Raw genomic sequence first — 21452 nt, 5'->3', positions numbered from 1 at the left:
ACCCCGCTTCAGAAGAACTCCTTGCGGCGCTCCTCGATCATCACCAGCCAATTCATCATGTAGATGGGTGGCAGGTTCGCCGGGTCGGTGATCGGCTTCAGATTCACCGTGATCTTGTCCGCAGCCATCATCGCGCCACTGCTGGTCTTCATGTCGAGCGGACGGATCGGAGTGGTCTTGTCATCCGCGGCAAGACTGCCCACCTGTCCGCCAAGCTCCACCTTCCACGGGTCCACATCCGTGCCGTAGCGGCGCTCGGGCGCGTAGAGGGACGCGGGCGGATACGTCGTGCCGGAGGAAGGGACGATATTGAAATCATCCCCGATGTAGAGACGCATGTTGGTCACCAGCGAGAAGCCCTTGGTGAAGGCCGTCATGTCGGTGCAGTTGGTCATTGCCACCGCAATGTCGTTGTCCAGGCACGGATAGGCCGGCTTGCGGATGTTGGTGCTCACCGTGTAGTCCACATTGACCACCAGCGAATTATTGATGGTGCCGTAGGTCGCATTGGGAGTCGTCACGGAATCACCGCTCAGCGTGGTCTGCACATAGGCCGGAATGAGCTGCGGATAGACGCGGATGCAAGGCCTGCTGCCGGACAGCGGTGTCATATCGAAGGGCGCAGTGCCCCCGGCCGACAGCATGTCGCTCGGATTGAGGGTTTTCACCACATCGAGGCCGTTCTTCTTATAAGTGAAGCGAAGCTGCGTCGGGTTCTGGCTGCCGGTGGGACCGGTGGTTGATTGCACGGAGATGACATCCAGTTTCATCGAGCACTGGAGGGCGCCCACGGAATAGTTGTTCCATGTCGTTTTGGAAATGGTGTTCGACTCCGCGCTCAGGCCGAAGCGGTCGAAGAACTCGATGCCGCGGTTGATGGGCACGAACACGGCACGACCGCTCTCGGATGGCAGCGATACCGGATAGAACTCGCCGGTGGTGCTGTTATCGATTTCGAACTGCTCGCGCAGGCCAGGCGTGAACGGACTGTTCCCGCCGAAACTCTGTCCACCGATCACCGAGTCCGACGACAGGGTCATGGAGCGGCGGCTGGTCAGCGCGTCGAGACTGGCTCCTCCTTCCACCTGCGCCTTGCCGGCGAAGACACGCCCCTGGATGGTCACGTTCTGCCAGGCGTCCCCCGAAGCGAAGCGGCCGAGGGCGGTGAATGCGTTCGAGGAAATCGAAAGCTGGGACGGGATCTCGTAGATCGAGACGACGTAGTCCTTCTCCTGGTCGATGCGGGTGCCGTAATCGTTCTGATAGATGTTCAGCGAAAAGGCCCACCAGTTCCGCTTGGCCACGAACCAGTCCCCCGGCTTGGCATAGCCGAAGTTGATGCGCGGGTACTTGAGCTTCGCGAACTGCGTGCTGGCGGACGTCACCACCACGTCCGAGTATCCGTTGGAGAGAGTGCCATAATACTTCCTTGATGAGATGATGGGATAGAGGATGTCTCCGGCCTGGGTACTGATATCGCCGGTCGTTCCGGCTCCCGTGTCGGTCGTGTTCAAGGGTGCCGGGAAGCCCGTGCCCAGACTGTGGTTCAGTCCGGACGCGGCATAACGCGTGCCGGAAAAGCCGCTGATCGTGTAGGTGTCATCCCCTTCGATCGGGTCGAAGATCGTGCTCACGCTCGTGAGCGTCGAGTCACCGGTGTTGCCCTTGTAGGTGGTGTTCAGGCTCAGGTTGCCGGCCACCAGGGAGGGGATCGCATTGCGCGCGTTCGCCTGATCCAGGGCATCATTGAAGATGGTTCCCCATAGCAACTGGGCGTTGGTGGTCGCGTTCGACTCGGAGGTGGTCATCATGCAGCGCATCGCGCGGTTCGGCACGATCGCCACCACCGAGCGGATGATCGCATCCTCCTTGCTGACGAAGTCCGTACGGATCTGGATGTCCTTCTGGATGTCCTGCGCACGCTGGGAATTCCGGTAGGCCGCCACCATGAGAAGACTCAGCAGCAGACCGAAGGACAGCACGATGACATAGGAAACGTAGCCGGAAGTGCGGCGTCTGATGACACGCGTTTTCATTGCTGCATGGTTCCGGAATAAGTGATGATCTCACCGTTGGGTCCGGTCATCCGTGTACGCAGGATGCCATTCTCAATGGAAAACCGGACGTCGGAGGGACGCTTGGTCAGTATCCACTCCGGGGTGGTGGTGGTACCCGTGGCGGAAACGACATAGTAGTAGAGGGCGTTGCCCGCACCCGTGCCGAGGTTTTGGAACGCGAGGATTCCCGCCCGGGCGGTGCCATCCGGTTGCTGGAAATTCAAGACCAACACGGTGGCGTTGCTCAGAACGGCATTGGTGCCGGCTTTGGCATCCGTAAGGGAATTGTGCAGGCGGTAGCGGTCCGCCTGTCCGATCAGCCGGTTCATGTAGGCGCTGACGACCGGCGCCTCCTCCACCAGGAAGCTCTGCGCGCTGTAAATGCGCAGGAAGGTGAACTGCTGGTTGGCCAGCGCGAGCACGATCGCCCCGATGGCCATGCCGATCATGATGGCGACCGAGAGTTCGATGAGCGTGAATCCACGCTGATGACGCCGGGCTTTCATTGCGCGCGCACCACGGTTCGGGATTTCACATAGGTATTCCCGCCGATATTGTAGGTCAGGACGCTCTGGACCTTCCAGATCTTCATGGCGGCGGGGTTGTTGGTGGTCGTTCCGGTGCCTCCGTCGATGGGATAGTTGGATCCATCCGCAGAACGGGTCCGATACACCGTGCCGGTCACCGGCGTGCCACCCGGGGTTCTGCCGATTTCAATGCTGGTGGTCGAATACTGGGGCTGGGCCGGCCACGGCGAACTGACGCCGGTAAGCGTCTCGAAAGGCACGCGCTGGGCGTACGCCTTCTCGTAGGTCAGGTAGGCATCGGAAAGCGTCTGCTGCATCGTCCACTGCCGGGGAATGAGCACGTTGAGCGAAAGCTTCAGGAGAATGAGCCCGAGCATGCCGAGCACCGTGATGGCCAGAGTGGCGTCCACAAGAGCCATTCCACGCCTTCCCCTCTTGCGCGGAGCGCGGGAAACGGGAAGAATGCGCCCGTGTTTCAACGCGCCTTCATGCTCATCGCCGCCCTGTGGTTCATGACCTTCGGCACGACGCATGCACAGGCCCTCCTTACCCCCCCCTACGGATTGAAATGGGGGGATTCTCCGGAGAAGTTGATTTCTTGGGCTTCCCGACACTCTCTGGACGTTACCATTTCGCTTCCAGGAGATCAACCGGCATTGCGGGTGGTCAAAATCCAGGCCCGCAAGGGTTTCCTTCCCGGCTCCATGGACTCCGCCGTGGAAGGCCGCTTCCTCAGCGGACGGATGTTCGAAATCACCGTCCATTACTCCGATCCGACCGCTTCCGCGGACTCGATGGAGGCCCGCTTCCAGCAACTCAAGCAGAAGCTCACCCGCGACAGCGGGCCGCTGGTGGCGGATCAGCAGCAGCGGGCCACCGCCGACCAGTTCACCACGCGGACGCAATCGTTTCATCGGGAGCCGGTGAAGGGTTTGTTCCTGATGCTCGCTTACACCGAGGTGGAGGACCAACTGCGGAAGTCGAAGGACGCCCGCTATTCGGTGATTTATCGGAACGACAATCTGCGGCAGGAAATCGAGAAACTGCTGCTGTCACCGGCCGTCCCACCGGACGGCCGGTAAAGCCGGATGATCAGTCGATGGTGGTGACGTTGCCGTTGACCTGGATCGTCCGGTCAAGGTTGAAGGTCACATAGGCGAGACGCTCGACGCCGAAGGGAGTGGAGGTCACCAGCTCCATGGTCCACTGGCCGTCCGCATCGAAGATGCGGTCCCAGTTGGTGAGTGTGAGCACCCGGCTCTGCGGAATGGTTTCATTGACCACCAGCGAGGACCCGGGAACTACGGTGCCCACCGTACCCAACACCGCCGGACCCTGGTAGATCTGGGCATAGGTGGTGGAGCTGGGATACACGTCGTTCATCGTCAGCGACACCTGCGGCATCGCGAACCGGATCTTCTGGTTCATCGTGACTCCGGAGATCGAGCCATCCGCCACCGGCCAGATCTGGATGAACTGGGCGGCGAGCTGGGAAGCCGGAGACTGGTAGTCGTCCAGCGAGAAGAACGAGAAACGCTCCTCACCGCGCACCTTCGTCTGCGGCGTGGCCACCAGCGCTGTCACCGGAAAGGTGAGCGTGGCCGTGACATTCGAGGAGATGGACGAGGTGTTGAACAAGGTCGCCTGCGTTTTATCAATCCCGATGCCCGTACCGCCTGCGCCATAACTCTGGATGTGCCGGAGGAAGTTCACGCTCTTCGCCGCCGCCGGAGCCGAGGGATCCGAAAGCAGGCCGGAAACCGAGTAGTCCACGTAAAACGGCTTGTCCACGCGGGTGCGGGGAATAGTCACGTAAGGGTCGGCGGAACGGATCGCCACCTGCGCGATCGGCACATAGGTGCCAACGTACTTGCTATCGAGCAGGAGGGGAGTAGCTCCCGACAAGGATTGCACGGTCCAAAGCTCGAAGCGCGCGCCACCGGGATCGATCGCAAGCGAGGACTGCTGACTGCCGCTCGCGGCAACCGATGCATCCCACTGCACTCCGGAAGGAAGCTGAACCTGGCGGATGAAATTGGTGAAGCTGCTGCCGGTCTGGGCCATCGCACCCGCGGAGCCCAGCAACAGGCAGCCAAAAGCAAATCGGAAGGTGTTCATTGGGGTTTGGTGGTTGCGGTGGCCGTAGCGGGCTGGACAGGCTTGGGAGCAAGCACCGAAATCGGTCCGGTATGATAGGTGGCGACTACGACGCTCGTGCATTTCGAGAGCGCCTTCTTCACATCGTCTGACAGAGGCTCACGTCCCTCGGCTTGGGCCCGGGTGACCTCCTGGGTCGTGATCCAACCGCGGTTGGCGGCGTAGAAATCCGCCCATATCTGGAACTTCACCCCATCCTGCAGACCGACCCGGGAAGCGTAGTTGTCCGGGATGTGGAGGATCGCCTGCTTCGGGACGAGACTCGCGTAGCCATTGAAGCAAAAGATATCCGAGCGTGAAAACAGATCGCCGGGACGGTTCACCACCGAGGGATCTTCCGCGAGCTGTACCGGCTTCATCTGCGCCGTAGGCGGCGTACTGTTCGCCTTCTTGGAGATCGCGGTGAGTTGCTCGTGGGTGACAGCATCCGCCATGGGCGCCTTCACGGCCATTTCACCATGGGCCGACAGGGTGATCGCCAGGATCGTAAGGGGAAAGAGGGTTTTCATGACTTGCGGAAGGTGACCAGGACGCACAAGTCCTGAAGGTCGAAGCCGGAGTCGTTGGTATTCGTGTGGGTCAGCTCGAACAGGTAGATGACGTCCATCGGCCCGATCTTGATCTTGCCCGCGGAATCCAGATAGGGGCGCAGGAAGCTCTCGATGGTGGGCTGGTTGTAGTCCGGAAAGGTACTGGGCGGTGTGGCACCGTTCACCAGTGCGACGATCTGCCCCGTATTCCCTTGAAGCGTGGTGTAGAGGGTGGACCAAGCGTTGTTGTAGTAGTAGCGGCCCGCGAAGTTGATCTGCTTGTTCTTCAACACCTGGCGCGTGTAAACGATGGTGCTCGGATTCACCTTCGTCTGCTTGTCGTAGAAGACGCGGGTCCAGGAGCCGGTGTCATATTTCACCTGCGCTTCCACCGGGAAGTAGGCGGTGGAGGTCGCCACGGATGCGCCGAGAATGCGCACATCCATGTAAAGATCCTGCTTCGGGGTGAGGATACCGGGCGGAGTGATGGTCACCACGTCCTGCACGATGCTCGGATACGTGATGTTCCAAGTCAGCGTCGGATGCGTGCCGGTCTGGACGATGGTTGGAAAGGCAGTCAGCGAGCCGACCGGGATGGCCGGGTCATTGGTCTGCGCCAACGCATGACCACCTGCAAGGAGGGCGGCGGCGAGGGCTGTGAGGAAGGAGGTTTTCATGGCTGTAAGGGTGGGGTGGGAAACAGAATCCGCCGCAGACAGAACGGGCACACCGTCGTGGAGCGGAAGCGCGCGCGCCGGGCACGAACACGGAGAATCCCGGAAAAGGATGAGCCGTGTCCGCTCGGGACAGATGCCCGGTTCGCGGCCACCAACGATGGCCGGCAAGGGAGGCCATCATTGGTCGGATTCGGAAAACTCAAGGAGGTAACAACGTTTCGGTCGTCGGGGATCAGGGTTGGGTGTTGAACAGCAGTTGTGGGTGAGTCTGGTCAGGTCTGGTCAGCGGACAGGATTCAGGGGGGCGTCCGCCCAGGAGCGCCAGGGCCCGCGAGGCACATCGCGATCCTGGATGAAACGCCATTCGACCTGCTGTCCACTGCGCAGTCCGAGGTAATCCCGGACGGCAGGACTCAGGTCGATGCCAGCGTTGGAGTTCCGGTTGGGACGGGGACTTTCCTTTCCGAAAACGTATTGCCAATGGTCGGTGGTGAAGGGGCCGACATCCTCCCATTGGGCAAAGCACACCTTGCCCTCATGATGGATGAAGACCCAGCGGTCCTTGCACACCGAGATGCCATCGCCGCGATAATCCTCCCAGAACCATGGAATCACGCTCTGGGCTTCGGGGCGGTGGCGGCCGTCGCGGCCAATGTCATTGTAAGGCAGCGCGACATAAAAAGGATTGAGGGACGGGTGAAAATCCGCCGGGAGATACCCACGGCGCTTGTCCGGATGATCGTAGCCTCCGAAATTCTCCTGCCAGTTCTGGTCCCAGGCGCTGGCCACATTCGGCGTGGGATTGTTCTGAGACGGCTGCTCGCCCACCCAGAAGACCGTGGCCACCACATTGCGGTGCCACGCATCCGGACCGCGGAAATGCTCACGCGGATCCTCCACCACGATGGTCGCGGCGGGCGGCACCCCGTAGGGATCGCTCAACGATGGAATCGCCTCGCGCCGGTTCTCCAAAAGCCCCTCGTGCGCCGCGTCCAAGCGGTCTTGCAAGGCCGCGCCTTTTGCAAGCCACGGTGCAAAAAGCGCCGCGGAAAGGGCAAAAAACCGCTTTGTAAGCTCTTGGTTACCCATCAGTTCGGACCTACGCGATCACGGGTGTTAGGGCGACCCTAAATAATCTGCATCTTCTTACAAGATTATTCAGATTATTTTTGAACGGATTAGACGTTCAAGTGTCTTGGCCCCGGCACCACGGAATCACGGCACCCCATAAGCCAAAAATTTCAGCCGATTACAATAAAATTTTAGAATCGTGAAATAGCCGGTTAGATCGAAAGGTAACCATCACGGACCCTTTTCCAAGCCAAACCGCCGTTCCAACTCGCGGATGGAGAACTCGGTAAGCGTCGGCCGGCCGTCCGGAGCGCAGTAGGGCAATTCGCAATCAAAGAGCGAATCGAGCAAGGCCGTCGTCTCGATCATCCGCACCGGTACTCCAGCTGCTTGGCGGCGGGCCAACAGACGCGCGACCCGCTCGAAGGCAAAGCGCGACCCGGGAGTGGATTCGTGGAGCAATTCGTCGATCAGCAGATCCACGAACGCCCGTGAATCGGTAATGCCGAGACAAGCGGGCAGTCCCCTCACCTGCACCGTATTCCCGCCGAAGGATTCCAGCTCGACTCCGGCGGCCGCCAGCGCCTCACGCTCGCGGACCAGCAATTCATGATCGCGTGGCTCCAGCTCGATCAATTCCGGAACCAACAGACCCTGGCTCTCGACGCCCTCTTCACGGCCGGACAAAAGCTTCTCGTAAAAAATGCGTTCCCGTCCCGCCCTTGGGTCGAACAGCACCAGCCCATCCTCGCTCTCCATCAGCACAAATCGTTGGTGCAGCAGGCCGAGCTGACGGAACGGCGGAGCCTTCGAGACTGGCACCGGAGGAGTGGTTTCCTCCGGGACTCGCGGCGGGATCAGCGCGGCTTCCGGTAGCGGGACCTGCACGGCGGCAGGCGGTGTCCACACGCGCGGCGAAACCGTCTGCCGGGGCGGCGGGGTGTAGGTGGGACGGCTGGTTGGCGCACCGGAGACTGCCACAGCCGGTGCATCGAAAATCGCTGCCGAAGGCTTCGGTCGCAGCGCCGTGGTCACCGCTTCCAGAATCGCATCGCGGATGTCGAGCGGCCGATGGAAGCGCACCTCGCGCTTCGCCGGATGAACGTTCACGTCGACCAGATGAGGCTCCAAGTCGATCCACAGCCACGCCGCCGGGTGCATGCCCTCCGCCACCGCGCCGCGGAAACCCTCCGCCAAGGCCCGGGAAATCACCGAGTCCTCCACCGGCCTGCCATTGAGAAAGACGCACTGGTGCCTTCGTCCCTTCCGGGCATGGATCGCGGGCAGCACGAAGCCATCGATCGACACGCCATTGCCGCGGGTGACGGGTAGTTCGATCAGTTCGGACGCCGATTCCGGGCCCAGCAAATGGCGGACCCGATCCAAGGCACGGGCCACCGGAGGCAGGTCGAAAACCTCGCGGCCATCCTTTTCAAACCGGAAGCGCACGTTCGGTGCAGCCAGAGCATGAAGGCGGAGCTGGTGCTCCACATGGGCGGATTCCGTGGATTCCGCGCGCATGAACTTCCGCCGCGCGGGCATGTTGAAAAACAGAGAACCGGCCTCGATCGACGTGCCTGGCGCGCAGCCGGCCTCCTTCACCTCACGAAGACGCCCGCCGTCCACCAACACCTCGGTCCCGGCCACGGAATCGCGCTCGCGCGTGACCAATCGGAACCGCGAAACGCTGGCGATGCTCGGCACCGCCTCACCGCGGAAGCCCAGCGTGGAAATCGCAGCGAGGTCCGCAGACGTGCGCAGCTTGCTGGTGGCGTGGCGTTCGAGTGATAGCAACGCATCCTCCTTCGACATCCCGCAACCGTCATCGATCACCCGGATGCGGGCCGAGCCACCACGCTCGATTTCCACGCGGATCTCCCCTGCCCCGGCGTCGATGCTGTTTTCAACCAGTTCCTTCACCACCGACGCCGGCCTTTCCACGACCTCCCCCGCCGCCACCTGGCTGGCGAGGATATCGGGAAGCACGCGGATCTTCGGCATCGGGAAGACGTTTTGCGGCAACGCGACGGCAGGCGGAAGCGCAAAGTACTACTCCGCCTTCGGCGTCTTCTCCGTCGCCACCGCCTTCTTCGGCTCGGTGGGCGTAGCCGGGATCGGCGTCGCGGAAGGAGGTGGTGCCCCGGCCTGCTGCGGTGTCTTCACCGGAGCCACCGGCTTCGCGCCAGGAATCGCATGATTCCAGTCCGCATAAATCAACCCGTCCACCTCCACGCCATAGACCGGATTGGTGGTGTTCGGATCGATGTAAGAAATCATCCGCCACTTGTTGCTGGTGCCGAAGCCCTTCACCGCACCCGTCTTCGGGTCACACGCCACAGACCCCAGCATCGTGTAGATCGGCTCCGCCATCAGATCCGGGATCGAAACCCGCAGCACCGACAACATTTCATCCCCGCCAATGCTCACAAACGGCGTGAACACCAGTCGCGAGCTCCCGGGTTCATCCCCCTTGAGCGCCGTGAAAACGCCGCCGTATTCCACGAAACCTTCCGCGATCCACGGCTTCACCAGATGCCGGGGCAACTGCTTGTTGTCCGACACCGGCTGCTTCGGTTCGGGAGCCGCGGGCTTTTCCTCCGCGGCAAACGCTCCCGCCACCATCACCACCACCGGAAAAATCCAGCGCATAGGGTGGCAGCATGCACCCGTTCCCCGCCGTTTGCAAGTTGCCGCTGAAGCCCCGTTTCCACCCGCCGCTCACGAACAAACTGGATGCTCTGAATTTCGGAGTGCGGCGAGCCATCGCCGCTTTGAGTGGAGGCGAGCCATCGCCGGAGAAAAAACCTGCATTTACCCCACCCACTCCCCCGTTCCAGACCAACCTCCTCTCCGGCTCAGGCTCCCTACCTGTATCCCCCTCTTCTCCCGTCGATGACTCTCCGGCACCAAAAGCGGCGATGCCTCCTGCCCTTTACCGACATCTTCTGGAGCTCCGGTCCCTGTATGATTGGATCCCGCAGGGATCCCGGAACATAGCCCCGGGTCAGCGAGCCTTGGCGAGCGCCACCCGGGGTGAACGGTGTTTTAAGAATCCGCACCCATGCGTCAGCGGGGTGCGCAGAGGCGGGAAGTCCATGGAGCGTTCTCCTGGGTAGAAGGCGTGACGGGCCTGCCCGCCCCTCTGCGACCCACTATCGGGGTCGGAAAATTCCAGTGATGCGCCAATCCGGAGGTCGCTACGCGACACTCCGGCTACGATCCGCGACCTCTCCGAGGTCAAAGAGGTCGAGGGTGACCACATCGAAATATGGGTAAAGGGCAGGATGCCTCGCCGCACTCCACGGAAGAGCCCCGGCCACCAGCATCTTGACTTCCCCGGCTCCCGCGCCACACTGCCGCCTCACGACAGGAGAGTTCCCACGCTCGGGGAACTGAGAACGGCCGGCGCTCGCGGCGAAAATCCTCCGAACCTGGAAGCGGGTCCGCCCGCCGCGTAGGAAGCTCGTCCCAATCCGACCCTCTCCTCCACGGCCGCGCCTGTTCCTACAGCGCGGCCTTTCTATTTTCTGACTCTCAGCTCTCAACCATCACCTCTCAACTTCTTCCCACCATGATCAGCCCCGAAGAAACCACCGGAGCGGCCCCCGTCGAATCCAACCACGACGAATCCCGCGCCCCGCTCCCCGCCTCCACCCGCGTCTATCTCGAGGGCTCGATCCACCCTAGCGTCCGCGTGCCGATGCGCGAGATCGCCCTTTCCGATACCAAGGCCTTCAACGGCCGCATCGAGAAGAACGCCCCGGTCCGCGTTTATGACTGTTCCGGCCCGTGGGGCGACCCGGCTTTCACCGGCACCTCCGAGGAAGGCCTGCCCGCGCTCCGCCGCGAGTGGATTCTCGCCCGCAACGACGTCGAGGAATACGACGGCCGCGAGGTCCAGCCGCAGGACAACGGCTACCTCACCGAGAAGCACGCCGAGTACGCCTCCAAGTCCGAGCGCGCCAACCGCTACGTCGAGTTCCCCGGCCTCACCGCCGACCGCCGCAAGCCGCTCCGTGCCACCGGCAAGCCCGTCACCCAGAAGTGGTATGCCGACAATGGCATCATCACTCCTGAGATGGAGTTCATCGCCATCCGCGAGAACATGCGCCGCGCCCAGATCGCGGACCTGAAGGAGGACATTGTCCGCAATCACCTGGACAAGCAGCACGCCGGTTCCACCCAGCTTCCGTCCAGCCCCTACACGCCGTCCATCTTCGGTCGCTTCCCGCAGCGCATCCCCGCGGAGATCACGCCGGAATTCGTCCGCAGCGAGGTCGCCGCCGGTCGCGCCATCATCCCGCTCAACGTCAACCACCCCGAGTGCGAGCCGATGATCATCGGCCGCAACTTCCTGGTGAAGATCAACGCCAACATCGGCAACTCCGCCGTCGCATCCTCCATCGAGGAGGAAGTGGAAAAGATGCGCTGGGCCACCAAGTGGGGCGCGGACACCGTAATGGATCTTTCCACCGGCAAGAACATCCACGCCACCCGCGAGTGGATCCTGCGCAATTCCCCCGTACCCATCGGCACCGTGCCGATCTACCAGGCGCTGGAAAAGGTGAACGGCAAGGCCGAGGACCTCACCTGGGAACTCTACCGCGACACCCTCATCGAGCAGGCCGAGCAGGGCGTCGATTACTTCACCATCCACGCCGGCGTGCTGCTGCGCTTCGTGCCGATGACCGCCAGCCGCATGACCGGCATCGTCTCCCGCGGCGGATCGATCATGGCGAAGTGGTGCCTCGCCCATCACAAGGAAAACTTCCTCTACACCCACTGGGACGAGATCTGCGACATCTGCGCCGCCTACGATGTCTCCTTCTCCATCGGCGATGGCCTGCGTCCCGGCTCCATCGCGGACGCCAATGACAAGGCCCAGTTCGGCGAACTCGAGGTCCAGGGCGAGCTCACGACCCGCGCTTGGGCGAAGGGTTGCCAGGTCATGAACGAAGGCCCCGGCCACGTGCCCATGCACATGATCGAGGAGAACATGGCCAAGCAGCTCGAATGGTGCCACGAAGCCCCCTTCTACACCCTCGGGCCGCTCACCACCGACATCGCCCCCGGCTACGACCACATCACCAGCGGCATCGGTGCCGCCATGATCGGCTGGTACGGCTGCGCCATGCTCTGCTACGTCACGCCGAAGGAACACCTCGGCCTGCCCAACAAGCAGGACGTCAAACACGGCGTCATCACCTACAAGCTCGCCGCCCACGCCGCCGACCTCGCCAAGGGCCACCCCGGTGCCCAATACCGCGACAACGCCCTGAGCAAGGCCCGCTTCGAGTTCCGTTGGGAAGACCAGTTCAACCTCGGCCTCGATCCCGTCACCGCCCGCGAGTTCCACGATGAAACGCTTCCACAGGACGGCGCCAAGACCGCCCACTTCTGCTCCATGTGCGGCCCGCACTTCTGCAGCATGAAGATCACCGAGGACGTCCGCAAATACGCCGCTGAACAAGGTCTCTCCGAAGAACAAGCCCTCCAGGCCGGCATGGACGAAAAGAGCAAGGAGTTCACCGAAGCCGGTGCCGAGGTCTACGTCCCCGCCTGACCCACCACCACCAGGGAACAAGGACATTCCTGTCCGCTCCGAAAAGAGCCCTTCCCACATAGATCCTATAGGGCATATACGTCCTATAGGACCTATTTTTCATGAGCCCCCAGACTCAACTCCCCCAGCTTTCCGAAAGCCGGGAACTACCGCCAAGCTCCTCTCCTACCGAAAGGCAGAAGTCATCTACGACTTCACCTTCCGGTTCCGCGAGCGCTTCCTCAAGCGTGGTGACCGCATCATAGCCCAGATGGTCCAAGCTGCTAGCTCCAAAATTTGATTTAACGCGTCACCTGCGGAATGGGATGTCAAATTTTATTACGTCAGTTCCAGTAGCCGTGAGTTGAATAAATAAAATCCTCAATAGTCTCTAATTCCGAACATGCGGCTACCAATTAAATCTAAATTACAATGTCTCGCCGCTCCGTCAAGATCGGGAAACAAATTCAAATAGTTGATATTCATTCGGTTGAGGCATTTTAAAACCTCGGGGCGTTGAGAATTAGGCATGTTGACTTTAGTTAGAATATTACCAAATATCGTCACCTCATCATCTGATGCGCATTGATTAATCCAAGACTCAATTGAAATATTGTCTGGGGTGTAAATATGCCGCCCCCCTTGACTGTGTATTCTCGGATTCTCATTAGTTCTCGGCGTGTATAGCCCAAGCGTCTGCTTTTTTTGGCGCGTTCTCTCCCAATTTATGATTTTTTCACGGGCTGTTTGGGAAATTTCGGATTTTTCAATCATCCATCTATCTTCATCTCTAAAATTATTACCGTATTTTCGAAAAAGTTCCTCTTGGAAATCTTTTGTATATGGAGGTGAGTTCAGCCGCTCTTTAAATAGGTCGGGCTTCTTGCTTTGAATCGAGAAGTTTGAAATTCCCACGGATCCCCAGTTTATTGCAAATACTGATCGGCTCTCTACTGAATCGTCGGGTTCAACAAATGCAAAGAAAAGAGCGACGTATGGATAAGTTGTCCAATCAATTAATGGCGTCGTCAATCCATGATGTTGCCCCAGCGACCAAAGCCGAAGCTTAGCCATTTCAGCAGCCTCGTCAGCACCATCGATTTTATATTCGACGTGGTTGCATCGGGCTACTGCATCACGATATCTGTGAAGAATTAGGTTGGCGTCCTTTCCGGCTCGACCTAAGGATGACAGTATCTCCCATGACGAGTCTTTTTGCCCTCTCCAGAGATGTTCAGTATCTGTGTCTCCGAAGCCCCTATTAACGAACTCGAAAAAAGCGCTGAAGTCTCCAGCCTCAACAGTTCGAATACCATTTGATCGCGAAACTTCTTTCCAAGGTCCGGGATCAAAATTTGTAGACTCCGACGAGCGAGGGAGAAGTATTTTAGTCGATTTGTCCATTTTCCAAAGAAAAGTAATTGGTGATTTTTCGTGCAAAATCCGCAGGCCGATTTTTTGAAAGCAAAAATGCTAGCGCGAGGCCGGGACAGTTACGACAGTAGTGTGAACCTAAATGGGCCATGCGTTCACTACTGCCCCAAGTCAGGATTTTGCTTTGATTTTCGCCGATCATAAATTTCTCTAAGGATTTCGGGGGGCAGCCCGAGAAATTTCTCAAACACCTGCTCGCGAATTTGGCTGAAGGCCATTTCGACTCGGCCAATTCGGAAGCGGAGTTGCTGAAGCTCCTCGCGCACCAACCTCCTTCCAGCGTCTGTTTGCAAATTCTCTGCGTTCCAGCTGAAAAACCCGTGCATTAGGTAGTTTCGAGCTTCTAAAGAATCCTGAATCAATTCGGTAATTTCTACTGCCACTCCACATTTTTTTAGTTCGGCGAAGAGGCTCCCCATGGTCTTTGACGAAAGATAGATTTCAGACTCGAGTTCAGCTTTTGGGTTTGGCTTCTTAATTTCAATTTTCCCCGCGATCTCCAAAGCCAGCAGAATCGCAACCAACGAGCCCTCCAACATCTGAGCCGTAAAAGCAGCGTGTCCAAAATCGCGGAACACTTCATGCAGCGTCGGCGGCCATTCTGGATTCCAGATGCTGTAGGGAGTCGGCAACATGCATTGATTTAGGCATCAACCACGTAGCGACGTCCAACACCTTCTCACGCTGACGCGACTCCAGAGATGCCAGAGGAAACGGCAGCATCGCCCGAGGCTTCAAGCTACGCCTTTGGGAGCTTCCTTTGCGCCTCGACTTATGAAAAGGGGGTCTATGAAAGGGGCCATTCCTAAAGGGCGCCTAGTTAAGATCTATTTCTTTGAAAATGAGTCGGTTAGACTCAGGATACGCATGGTGCCAACAAGCGGAGAAACTGTTTAAACTAAAAGGCATTCAAGCACTTAACGCGCATTCAAAAATGTTAGCCCTCAGGGCTTTGAATCACCGAAGAAGCCCGCTAACTAAGCGCCATTCGGATCGGTCCTCGCATTTTAACAATTCACGCAGACGTAGGGCGCTTCCCATACCGCTAAAACACCGGAAATACGCCCTATTCAGCGCCATCCAGGACACCTTAACCCTCTCAACCTATCCCAATTCCTCTTCCATGAAATCGAGCACGAGATCGACGAGTTCGTCCATCCCTTCGAAGAGTTCTTCCTCAATGGTGGAAAGGTATTCCTCTTCGGTTTCGCTGTAATCGTGGCGGTCTTCCGGGCGGGTCTGGCACCAGCGGCTGGCGTTGAGAAGATCGACCAAGGTGGCGGCGCCGATGAGCTCGAAGGAGTTGATCACCCGCTGGTGGTTCACGTCGCTCTGCCAGAAGCCGTGCAGGCCATCTTCCTCTTCCAGGACGGCGACGGTTTCATAGACGTCCATGACCGCCCGCTCCTCGCGGGTGAGGGACCGCCCGGCGGATTCGTTCTCAAGGCGGTCGACCAGCGCCTCCACTTTATCCGGCCACTCGATTGGTTCATGGGAAAACATCGCGGGCGGGCTTAGAACAAGGGAGCGTTCCTTGCCAAGCGAAACGATGGCCGGGCAGCCTGTCCGTGTGCTCGAGGTGGTCGATCAGGGCCGCATCCAGGCCTTGCAGCGGAGCGCGAAATGACCGACGAGAGCCGGTTACTGTCAGTCGAGATCCACAGCGATCCCGACGGAAACAGACGAAATATTCAGGTCCCGAGAGCCCGCCTGAATGAGGAGATTGGGGAGAAGATTCACGGTTGACTGGACACTCCTCAGGCGAGCTTCGATCCTCTCAAGGTGGCCTGCAATGGAGCGTGTGAGACTGGCAATCTCATACTTGTGGTGCTCGTCCATGATCTGCTTCCGCCCTTCGATTTGGAGAATCATCCGATAGCTGGCTAGATCGCTTCCGTCCCACATGCTTGGCCCCTTCCGGTTGAGAGCAGCAAAATAACGTTCCAGCCGCTGCCGATCCTTCGTGCTCAGTTGGTCGTAAGTGGTGTCGGAGGCTGTGAGTTGCGTGAGGTAATCAAACCATGCCTCTCCTTCTTGGTCGACCGTTTGGATCACCTCGGAGGAGCTGGAAATCTCCCCGCTGTTCTTCATGCTCTGAATGGTGGCCTCGTCAAAGGGGCCGACCTCGGAGCCGTCATGGTAACGGATGATGTATTCCGCGCTCATTCGCCCATCATGTCTCTTTGAGAGCAGCGACGTCAATGGGTTCCTGACGAACCACAATGCATTCCCCTTCAATGTTTCTTGGCCTTCTCCTGCTCCGCTCTCTGCCTGTCCTTCTCACGAAAAGCACCCGATTCCCAATCCTCGTCGCTGATCCTGTCTTCAAACGGATAAGGGAGATGTGACCCACCCCAGATCCATCCGGAGTGCCTTACGCGGATGTCCATGTCTTCGAAATCCAGCACCGGCTTGCCGCCCGATTCCAGAACCGTGCCGCTCAAATGGAGATCCGTCTCCCCATCCCAGCCATGGCTGACGATCCGGCACTTGGAATCCAGGATGAGAAGAGTCGAATGGCCGCGAGGCGGTGGAGTTTCCCGTCCTTGTGGAGAGGACCTCAGGAAAAAAGCCTGCGCGATGTAGTAGCGTTTTCCGAAGCGGGTCACGTAGCCGAGATATTCCACCGACTTGAGGTGATAGGACGTGTTCTCCGTCACTTTCGGTTTGAGCACTTCGATCCTTGAATCCTGTATGGCCTTCACGATTTTGAAGTAAACCGTGGGGTCATCCAACATCGCACCGGCATCTTCTCCCCTCAGTGGAAGGACTGGCAGCAGACAGAATCCAAAAATCTGCCACGCCAATCGAAGCCTGAAGCGGAGGGAGAACATGCGCGGATGATGAGGGATGTGCGTGACGTATCCAAGGCTGTCCTCCAGAACAAGGGGCATCCATTAGCCATCATGCAATCCACCCTGGACACCCTCTACCGCGAAGAATCCGGGCGGATTCTGGCGACGTTGATCCGGTTGCTGGGGGATTTCGATCTGGCGGAGGATGCGATGCACGACGCCTTTGCGGTGGCATTGGAGCGTTGGGCGGTGGATGGGGTGCCGTCCAATCCGCGCGCGTGGCTGGTGTCCACGGGGCGCTTCAAGGCCATCGATGCGCTGCGTCGCCGCGCGCGCTTCGATGCTTCCCAGGACAAGATCGCCGATGAACTCGAGTCTTCCCGACCGGCCACCGATTCCGACGACGGGCATCTGGAAGACGACCGGCTGCGGCTGATCTTCACCTGTTGCCATCCCGCGCTGCCACCGGAAGCTCGGACCGCCCTCACGCTGCGCGAAGTTTGCGGACTCACCACGGAGGAGATCGCCCGTGCCTTCCTGATTTCCGCGGCCGCGCTGGCGCAGCGGATCGTGCGCGCCAAGGCCCGGATCCGCGAGGCTCACCTCCCCTATCAGGTGCCCTCACAGGAGGAACTGCCAGAGCGCCTGAATGGCGTGCTGCAGGTGATCTATCTGGTGTTCAACGAAGGCTACTACGCCTCCTCCGGTGCCTCGCTGACCCGCTCCGATCTTTCCGGCGAAGCCATTCGGCTCGGACGCCTATTGTTGGAACTACTTCCGGAGCCGGAGGTCACGGGCCTGCTCGCGCTGATGCTGCTGCAGGAATCCCGCCGCGCGGCCAGAACCACCGCCACCGGCGAACTGATCCTACTGGAACACCAGGACCGCTCGTTGTGGAACCGCGGACAAATCGTGGAAGGCGTCGCCCTGGTGGAGCGCGCGCTGCGTTCACGGCGTTTCGGCCCCTACACGCTCCAGGCCGCCATCGCCGCCGTGCATTCGGAAGCAGCCGATGCCGCTTCGACCGATTGGCCCCAGATCGTCGCGCTCTACAACCTGCTCGCGCAGGCCGAGCCCTCACCGGTGGTCGAGTTGAACCGCGCCGTCGCCGTGGCGATGCGTGATGGCCCGGAAGCCGGGCTGACCTTGATCGATTCCCTGTTCGAGCGCGGTGCCTTGGCCGACTACCACCTCGCCCACGCCGCGCGCGCGGACCTCTGCCGCCGGCTCGGCCGCGACACCGACGCCCGAGATTCCTACGAGCGCGCCCTGTCACTCGCCCGACAGGAACCGGAGCGGCGCTTCCTCGAAAAGCGGCTTCAGGATTTGGCGGAGAAAAAATGAGAAGCGCTGTCGATTTACGGCCACTCCGGTCGACCAGCTTGCAGAACGGCAGATCTTCCGCCGACCCAACAAACCATCACCTCCAGACCCACATGAAATACATCTGCCTTGGCTACATCGAACCGAACAAGTTCGAGAACCTCTCCGAAACCGAACGCAATGCGATGGTGGACGAGTGCTTCTCCTACGATGATGAATTGCGGAGAAACGGCCACTTCGCCGGTGGCGAGGCGCTCCAGCCCCCTCAAACCGCCGCCACTCTGCGCTGGCAGGATGGCAAAGTCGCCATCTCAGACGGCCCCTACGCCGAGACCAAGGAACAAATCGGCGGCATCCTCATCCTCGAGGCCCGCGATCTGAACCACGCCATCCAGATCATGTCAAAGCACCCCGGCGTGAAAGCCGGTCCCTTCGAGATCCGCCCCGCCGCCGATCTCTCCGAAATGATCCGCGAGAGCGAGCAGCGGCGCGCCTGATCGGATCCTCGACCCCACTAACAGAGCCGGAACATCCTCGGGGTGCTCCGGCTCTTTTGGTTTCGCAAGGGAGATCCCGTTGGATCGAAAAACAAAGGAGCCACGTTCTGTTAGGTGGATGTGGATCGCGTGTGTCCATACGATCCACCGTTTGGTCATTTCGCATGAAAACATGGCATCAATGCCAGTGATGACATGACAGGCATGCCCTAAGCATGCCAGACCATGGAAAGGAGACGCGTTTTCCGAAGGGCGTATGTCACGACCGCGATACTGGCGGTGATGACGATCGCATGGCTTGGCAGACATGCGTTGCCGGCTCTTGGAAAAACGCAGACTTCCTCCCCTCCAGCGATTGCGAGACCGCACCGCGGCACTCCGGTTCAGTCAACCCACAAGAGCCCTCTCCTCGCCGGATCGGACCATGACGTATCGGAAACGCCGGACCCTTTTGAGGAGTTCCCTGGTTCCATCAGCCCTTCCGCTGTTTCTGAAACCACCGTCCTGGCCCGTACCGATCCCGCCACCGCCGCGGGGCAGGCCATCGATGCATTGGAAGATCCGGACGCTCTCCAGCAGGCCCTCGTCGCCGTGATCGCTCTGGGTCGCATCGATGACCGGGACACTCTGCGCACATGGATCGATGAGGTCCCGCCCGGTCCTTTGCGCGATACCCTGGAGGCGGAGTGGAAGCGCGGCCACGACCTCACGCCGCCGCCGCCCGCGTTCCAGCCCGGGGAAAATCACGAGGACCGCGCACCGCTCTCCCGCCGCTGACATACCGCGTTCACCCGATTTCCGTCCGAGTCCGCACCCAAACCCACGCGGAGGAGGATCGGAGAAACCACCCGCCATGTAGGCGGGAAAACCCACAAAAAACAAACACCCATGCAATCCAAGAAAACAGGCCGCGCGTTCGTTCTCGCGCTGGCCGCCACCATCCTGCCCTTGTTCGCCGCCGGTCCCGGCGCATCCAACGACTTCGGCGGCAAACGCGTCCTCATCATCGGCATCGATGGCATGAGGGACGATGCCCTGCAGGCCGCGGACGCGCCCAACATCGCCTCGCTCACCGCGCAGGGCGTGATCACCCACACCGCCTATGCCGGCGGCGTGCTCGGCACCGCCACCCAGCAGCCGACCATCAGCGGACCAGGCTGGTGTTCCATCACCATCGGCGTGTGGACGGACAAGCACAAGGTCGTGGACAATTCGTTCACCGCCTACAAGAACAGCGTCGCCACGAACTATCCGCACTTCTTCAAGCGGCTCAAGGACGCCAAACCGAACTCCTATCTCTCTAGTATCACGAGCTGGAGTTCCATCGAGGACTCGATCGTCTCCAAGGTTGCCAGTTCGGTGAACTACCACGTGAAGGCCACGGGCGCGACCTATGCGGACCGCGATCTCGATGTGAAGAACAAGGCGGTGGCCCATCTGGGTTCCGCGAATCCGGACGTCCTGTTCCTGCACTTCGACCAGGTGGATGGTGCGGGCCACTCCACAGGCTTTAGTCCGACGAATCCGGACTACATGAATGCCATCCACACCGTGGACACGCACATCGGCAGCGTGCTCGCGGCGATCAATGCGCGCCCGCAGATCGCCCAGGAAAAATGGCTCGTCATTCTCACCACCGATCACGGCGGCACCGGTACCAGCCATGGCGGACAGACCAGCGAGGAGAGGAACATCACGCTGCTTGTCAGTGGTGCCGTGGTGAATGCGCCTCACGTGAGTCCCGCCACTCCGGGCCAGACCGCTGTCCCACCCACTGCGATGAAATATCTGGGAGTCCCGGTGAATGCCGCGTGGAACTGGGCCAGTACGGACTTCGGCCTGCCACCGTATTTCTTCAGTCCGGTGAGCGGCCAAAACGTGAACCTCAGTTGGGTGCTGCCCACGGGCGGGTTGTCCGGTTTGACCGGTTATGAGATCCGCCGCGATGGTGCGCTGATCGCCTCGCTGTCCGCTGCCACCACCACTTACACGGATGCGCCGGCTGTGGGCACTCATGCCTACGAGATCCGCTTCCTCGGCACCACGGAGACCCGCACCGGAAGCGCCACCGTGCTGGGGAACCTCAATGACCAACTTGTGCTCCACCTTCCATTCGAAGGAAGCACACTGGACATGTCCGGCCACGGCAACAACGGCACCGTGAGCGGCACGCCCGCCTACACCACCGGCAGGACGGGGCAATGCCTCCAGTTCACGGACACCACCAGCCCGCATCAATATGTGAATCTCGGCCAGCCGACCGATTTCCAATTCTCCGCCACGGACAGCTTCACGGTGTCCGTGTGGGTGAATCACACCGGCAATTTCGCGGACAACCGGTCCATCGGAGGCAGTGCGGACGACCCGGCCATCCTCTCCAACAAGGATTGGAACAGCGGCGCGAACACCGGCTGGTTCATCGGAGCGGGTGCGGATGGCCGCTGGCAATGGAACGTGGGCGATGGCACCGACCGCGCCGATTTCGACAGCGCCTCGTCGCTGCTCAGCAACGGCCAATGGCATCACCTTTGTGTGGTCCATGACCGCTCCACCAACGAAGCACGACTCTACTACGATGGCACCCTCACGGCCATCCGCTCGCTTGCCGCCATCGGTTCGCTCAACGCCACCAAGCCCACCGCCGTCGCCACCGATGGCACACTCGGTACCATCTGGCCGAATTGGTTCAGTGGCAAAATCGACGAAGTGAAGATCTGGCGCCGCGCATTGGCTCCCGCCGAGGTCACCACGGTATTCAACCAGTAACTCCGGTCTTCCTCCAAAGCCGCGCCTCCTCACCGGGGTGCGGCTTTTTCCGTGCTTGGTCCAGGCTCCTCCCCTC

General features: G+C 60.1%; 20 protein-coding genes. 6 read left to right on the top strand and 14 right to left on the bottom strand.

All coding sequences use genetic code 11. The features are described from left to right. Positions 1–8: 8 nt before the first annotated feature. From KBB96_RS04570 to KBB96_RS04560, 3 genes are read right to left on the bottom strand one after another with little or no spacing between them, the layout of a single operon-like run. Positions 9–2036, bottom strand: a complete 2028-nt coding sequence (locus KBB96_RS04570) for a hypothetical protein (protein WP_211632815.1) — start codon at positions 2034–2036, stop codon at positions 9–11. Continuing rightward, positions 2033–2563 carry a PilW family protein gene (locus KBB96_RS04565; protein WP_211632813.1) on the bottom strand — a complete coding sequence of 177 codons (531 nt, stop codon included), beginning with the start codon at positions 2561–2563 and terminating at the stop codon, positions 2033–2035. The genes KBB96_RS04570 and KBB96_RS04565 overlap by 4 nt, the downstream gene beginning before the upstream one ends. Further along, positions 2560–3003, bottom strand: a complete 444-nt coding sequence (locus KBB96_RS04560) for a hypothetical protein (RefSeq protein ID WP_211632811.1) — start codon at positions 3001–3003, stop codon at positions 2560–2562. The genes KBB96_RS04565 and KBB96_RS04560 overlap by 4 nt, the downstream gene beginning before the upstream one ends. A gap of 51 nt (positions 3004–3054) precedes the next feature. Between KBB96_RS04560 and KBB96_RS04555 the strand changes: the two genes are divergently transcribed. Next, complete coding sequence (locus tag KBB96_RS04555; protein ID WP_211632809.1) at positions 3055–3666, top strand: hypothetical protein; 612 nt, start codon at positions 3055–3057, stop codon at positions 3664–3666. A gap of 10 nt (positions 3667–3676) precedes the next feature. On the opposite strand, the gene KBB96_RS04550 is transcribed toward KBB96_RS04555, so the two are convergent. The 6 genes from KBB96_RS04550 to KBB96_RS04525 form a co-directional block, all read right to left on the bottom strand. Further along, positions 3677–4702 carry a hypothetical protein gene (locus tag KBB96_RS04550; RefSeq protein WP_211632806.1) on the bottom strand — a complete coding sequence of 342 codons (1026 nt, stop codon included), beginning with the start codon at positions 4700–4702 and terminating at the stop codon, positions 3677–3679. Then, a complete protein-coding gene (locus KBB96_RS04545) occupies positions 4699–5250 on the bottom strand; it encodes a hypothetical protein (protein WP_211632804.1) in 552 nt (183 codons plus the stop codon). The genes KBB96_RS04550 and KBB96_RS04545 overlap by 4 nt, the downstream gene beginning before the upstream one ends. Next, positions 5247–5948, bottom strand: coding sequence for a hypothetical protein (locus tag KBB96_RS04540; RefSeq protein ID WP_211632802.1), 702 nt, complete (start codon positions 5946–5948; stop codon positions 5247–5249). Before KBB96_RS04540 ends, KBB96_RS04545 begins: the two co-directional genes overlap by 4 nt. 282 nt (positions 5949–6230) lie before the next feature. After that, positions 6231–6956 carry a hypothetical protein gene (locus tag KBB96_RS04535; protein ID WP_211632800.1) on the bottom strand — a complete coding sequence of 242 codons (726 nt, stop codon included), beginning with the start codon at positions 6954–6956 and terminating at the stop codon, positions 6231–6233. Positions 6957–7250: 294 nt separating this feature from the next. Further along, positions 7251–9020 carry a DNA mismatch repair endonuclease MutL gene (gene mutL, locus KBB96_RS04530; RefSeq protein ID WP_211632798.1) on the bottom strand — a complete coding sequence of 590 codons (1770 nt, stop codon included), beginning with the start codon at positions 9018–9020 and terminating at the stop codon, positions 7251–7253. 48 nt (positions 9021–9068) lie between these two features. Further along, on the bottom strand, positions 9069–9668 hold the full coding sequence (locus KBB96_RS04525; protein WP_211632796.1) for a hypothetical protein: 600 nt from the start codon (positions 9666–9668) through the stop codon (positions 9069–9071). 922 nt (positions 9669–10590) lie between these two features. Between KBB96_RS04525 and thiC the strand changes: the two genes are divergently transcribed. Next, positions 10591–12582, top strand: coding sequence for a phosphomethylpyrimidine synthase ThiC (gene thiC, locus KBB96_RS04520; protein ID WP_211632794.1), 1992 nt, complete (start codon positions 10591–10593; stop codon positions 12580–12582). Positions 12583–12942: 360 nt separating this feature from the next. On the opposite strand, the gene KBB96_RS04515 is transcribed toward thiC, so the two are convergent. The 5 genes from KBB96_RS04515 to KBB96_RS04495 all read right to left on the bottom strand — a co-directional run bounded on the left by KBB96_RS04515 (position 12943) and on the right by KBB96_RS04495 (position 16829). After that, positions 12943–13965 (bottom strand): FRG domain-containing protein, encoded by a 1023-nt coding sequence (locus tag KBB96_RS04515; protein ID WP_211632791.1) that lies wholly within the window; start codon positions 13963–13965, stop codon positions 12943–12945. A 128-nt stretch (positions 13966–14093) separates the two neighbouring features. Beyond that, complete coding sequence (locus tag KBB96_RS04510) at positions 14094–14630, bottom strand: hypothetical protein (protein WP_211632788.1); 537 nt, start codon at positions 14628–14630, stop codon at positions 14094–14096. Positions 14631–15099: 469 nt separating this feature from the next. Further along, entirely contained in the window at positions 15100–15498 is a 399-nt protein-coding gene (locus tag KBB96_RS04505; RefSeq protein WP_211632785.1) for a DMP19 family protein, read from the bottom strand. 144 nt (positions 15499–15642) lie between these two features. Further along, on the bottom strand, positions 15643–16161 hold the full coding sequence (locus tag KBB96_RS04500; protein WP_211632782.1) for a hypothetical protein: 519 nt from the start codon (positions 16159–16161) through the stop codon (positions 15643–15645). 68 nt (positions 16162–16229) lie between these two features. Beyond that, positions 16230–16829 carry a hypothetical protein gene (locus tag KBB96_RS04495; RefSeq protein ID WP_211632779.1) on the bottom strand — a complete coding sequence of 200 codons (600 nt, stop codon included), beginning with the start codon at positions 16827–16829 and terminating at the stop codon, positions 16230–16232. Positions 16830–16901: 72 nt separating this feature from the next. Here KBB96_RS04495 and KBB96_RS04490 point away from each other — a divergent pair, with 72 nt between their 5' ends. The 4 genes from KBB96_RS04490 to KBB96_RS04475 all read left to right on the top strand — a co-directional run bounded on the left by KBB96_RS04490 (position 16902) and on the right by KBB96_RS04475 (position 21376). Further along, a complete protein-coding gene (locus KBB96_RS04490; RefSeq protein WP_226373642.1) occupies positions 16902–18134 on the top strand; it encodes an RNA polymerase sigma factor in 1233 nt (410 codons plus the stop codon). A gap of 92 nt (positions 18135–18226) precedes the next feature. Beyond that, the gene (locus KBB96_RS04485; RefSeq protein WP_211632777.1) at positions 18227–18610 is read left to right on the top strand and encodes a YciI family protein; all 384 of its coding nucleotides are present in this window, start codon (positions 18227–18229) and stop codon (positions 18608–18610) included. A 225-nt stretch (positions 18611–18835) separates the two neighbouring features. Next, positions 18836–19387 (top strand): hypothetical protein, encoded by a 552-nt coding sequence (locus tag KBB96_RS04480; RefSeq protein ID WP_211632775.1) that lies wholly within the window; start codon positions 18836–18838, stop codon positions 19385–19387. Between the two features lie 111 nt (positions 19388–19498). Continuing rightward, positions 19499–21376, top strand: coding sequence for a LamG-like jellyroll fold domain-containing protein (locus KBB96_RS04475; protein ID WP_211632773.1), 1878 nt, complete (start codon positions 19499–19501; stop codon positions 21374–21376). The last annotated feature ends 76 nt before the right edge of the window (positions 21377–21452 follow it).

This window comes from Luteolibacter ambystomatis (genome assembly GCF_018137965.1).
Classification (GTDB): Bacteria; Verrucomicrobiota; Verrucomicrobiia; order Verrucomicrobiales; family Akkermansiaceae; genus Luteolibacter; species Luteolibacter ambystomatis.
This window is presented reverse-complemented; position numbering and strand designations above follow the sequence as displayed.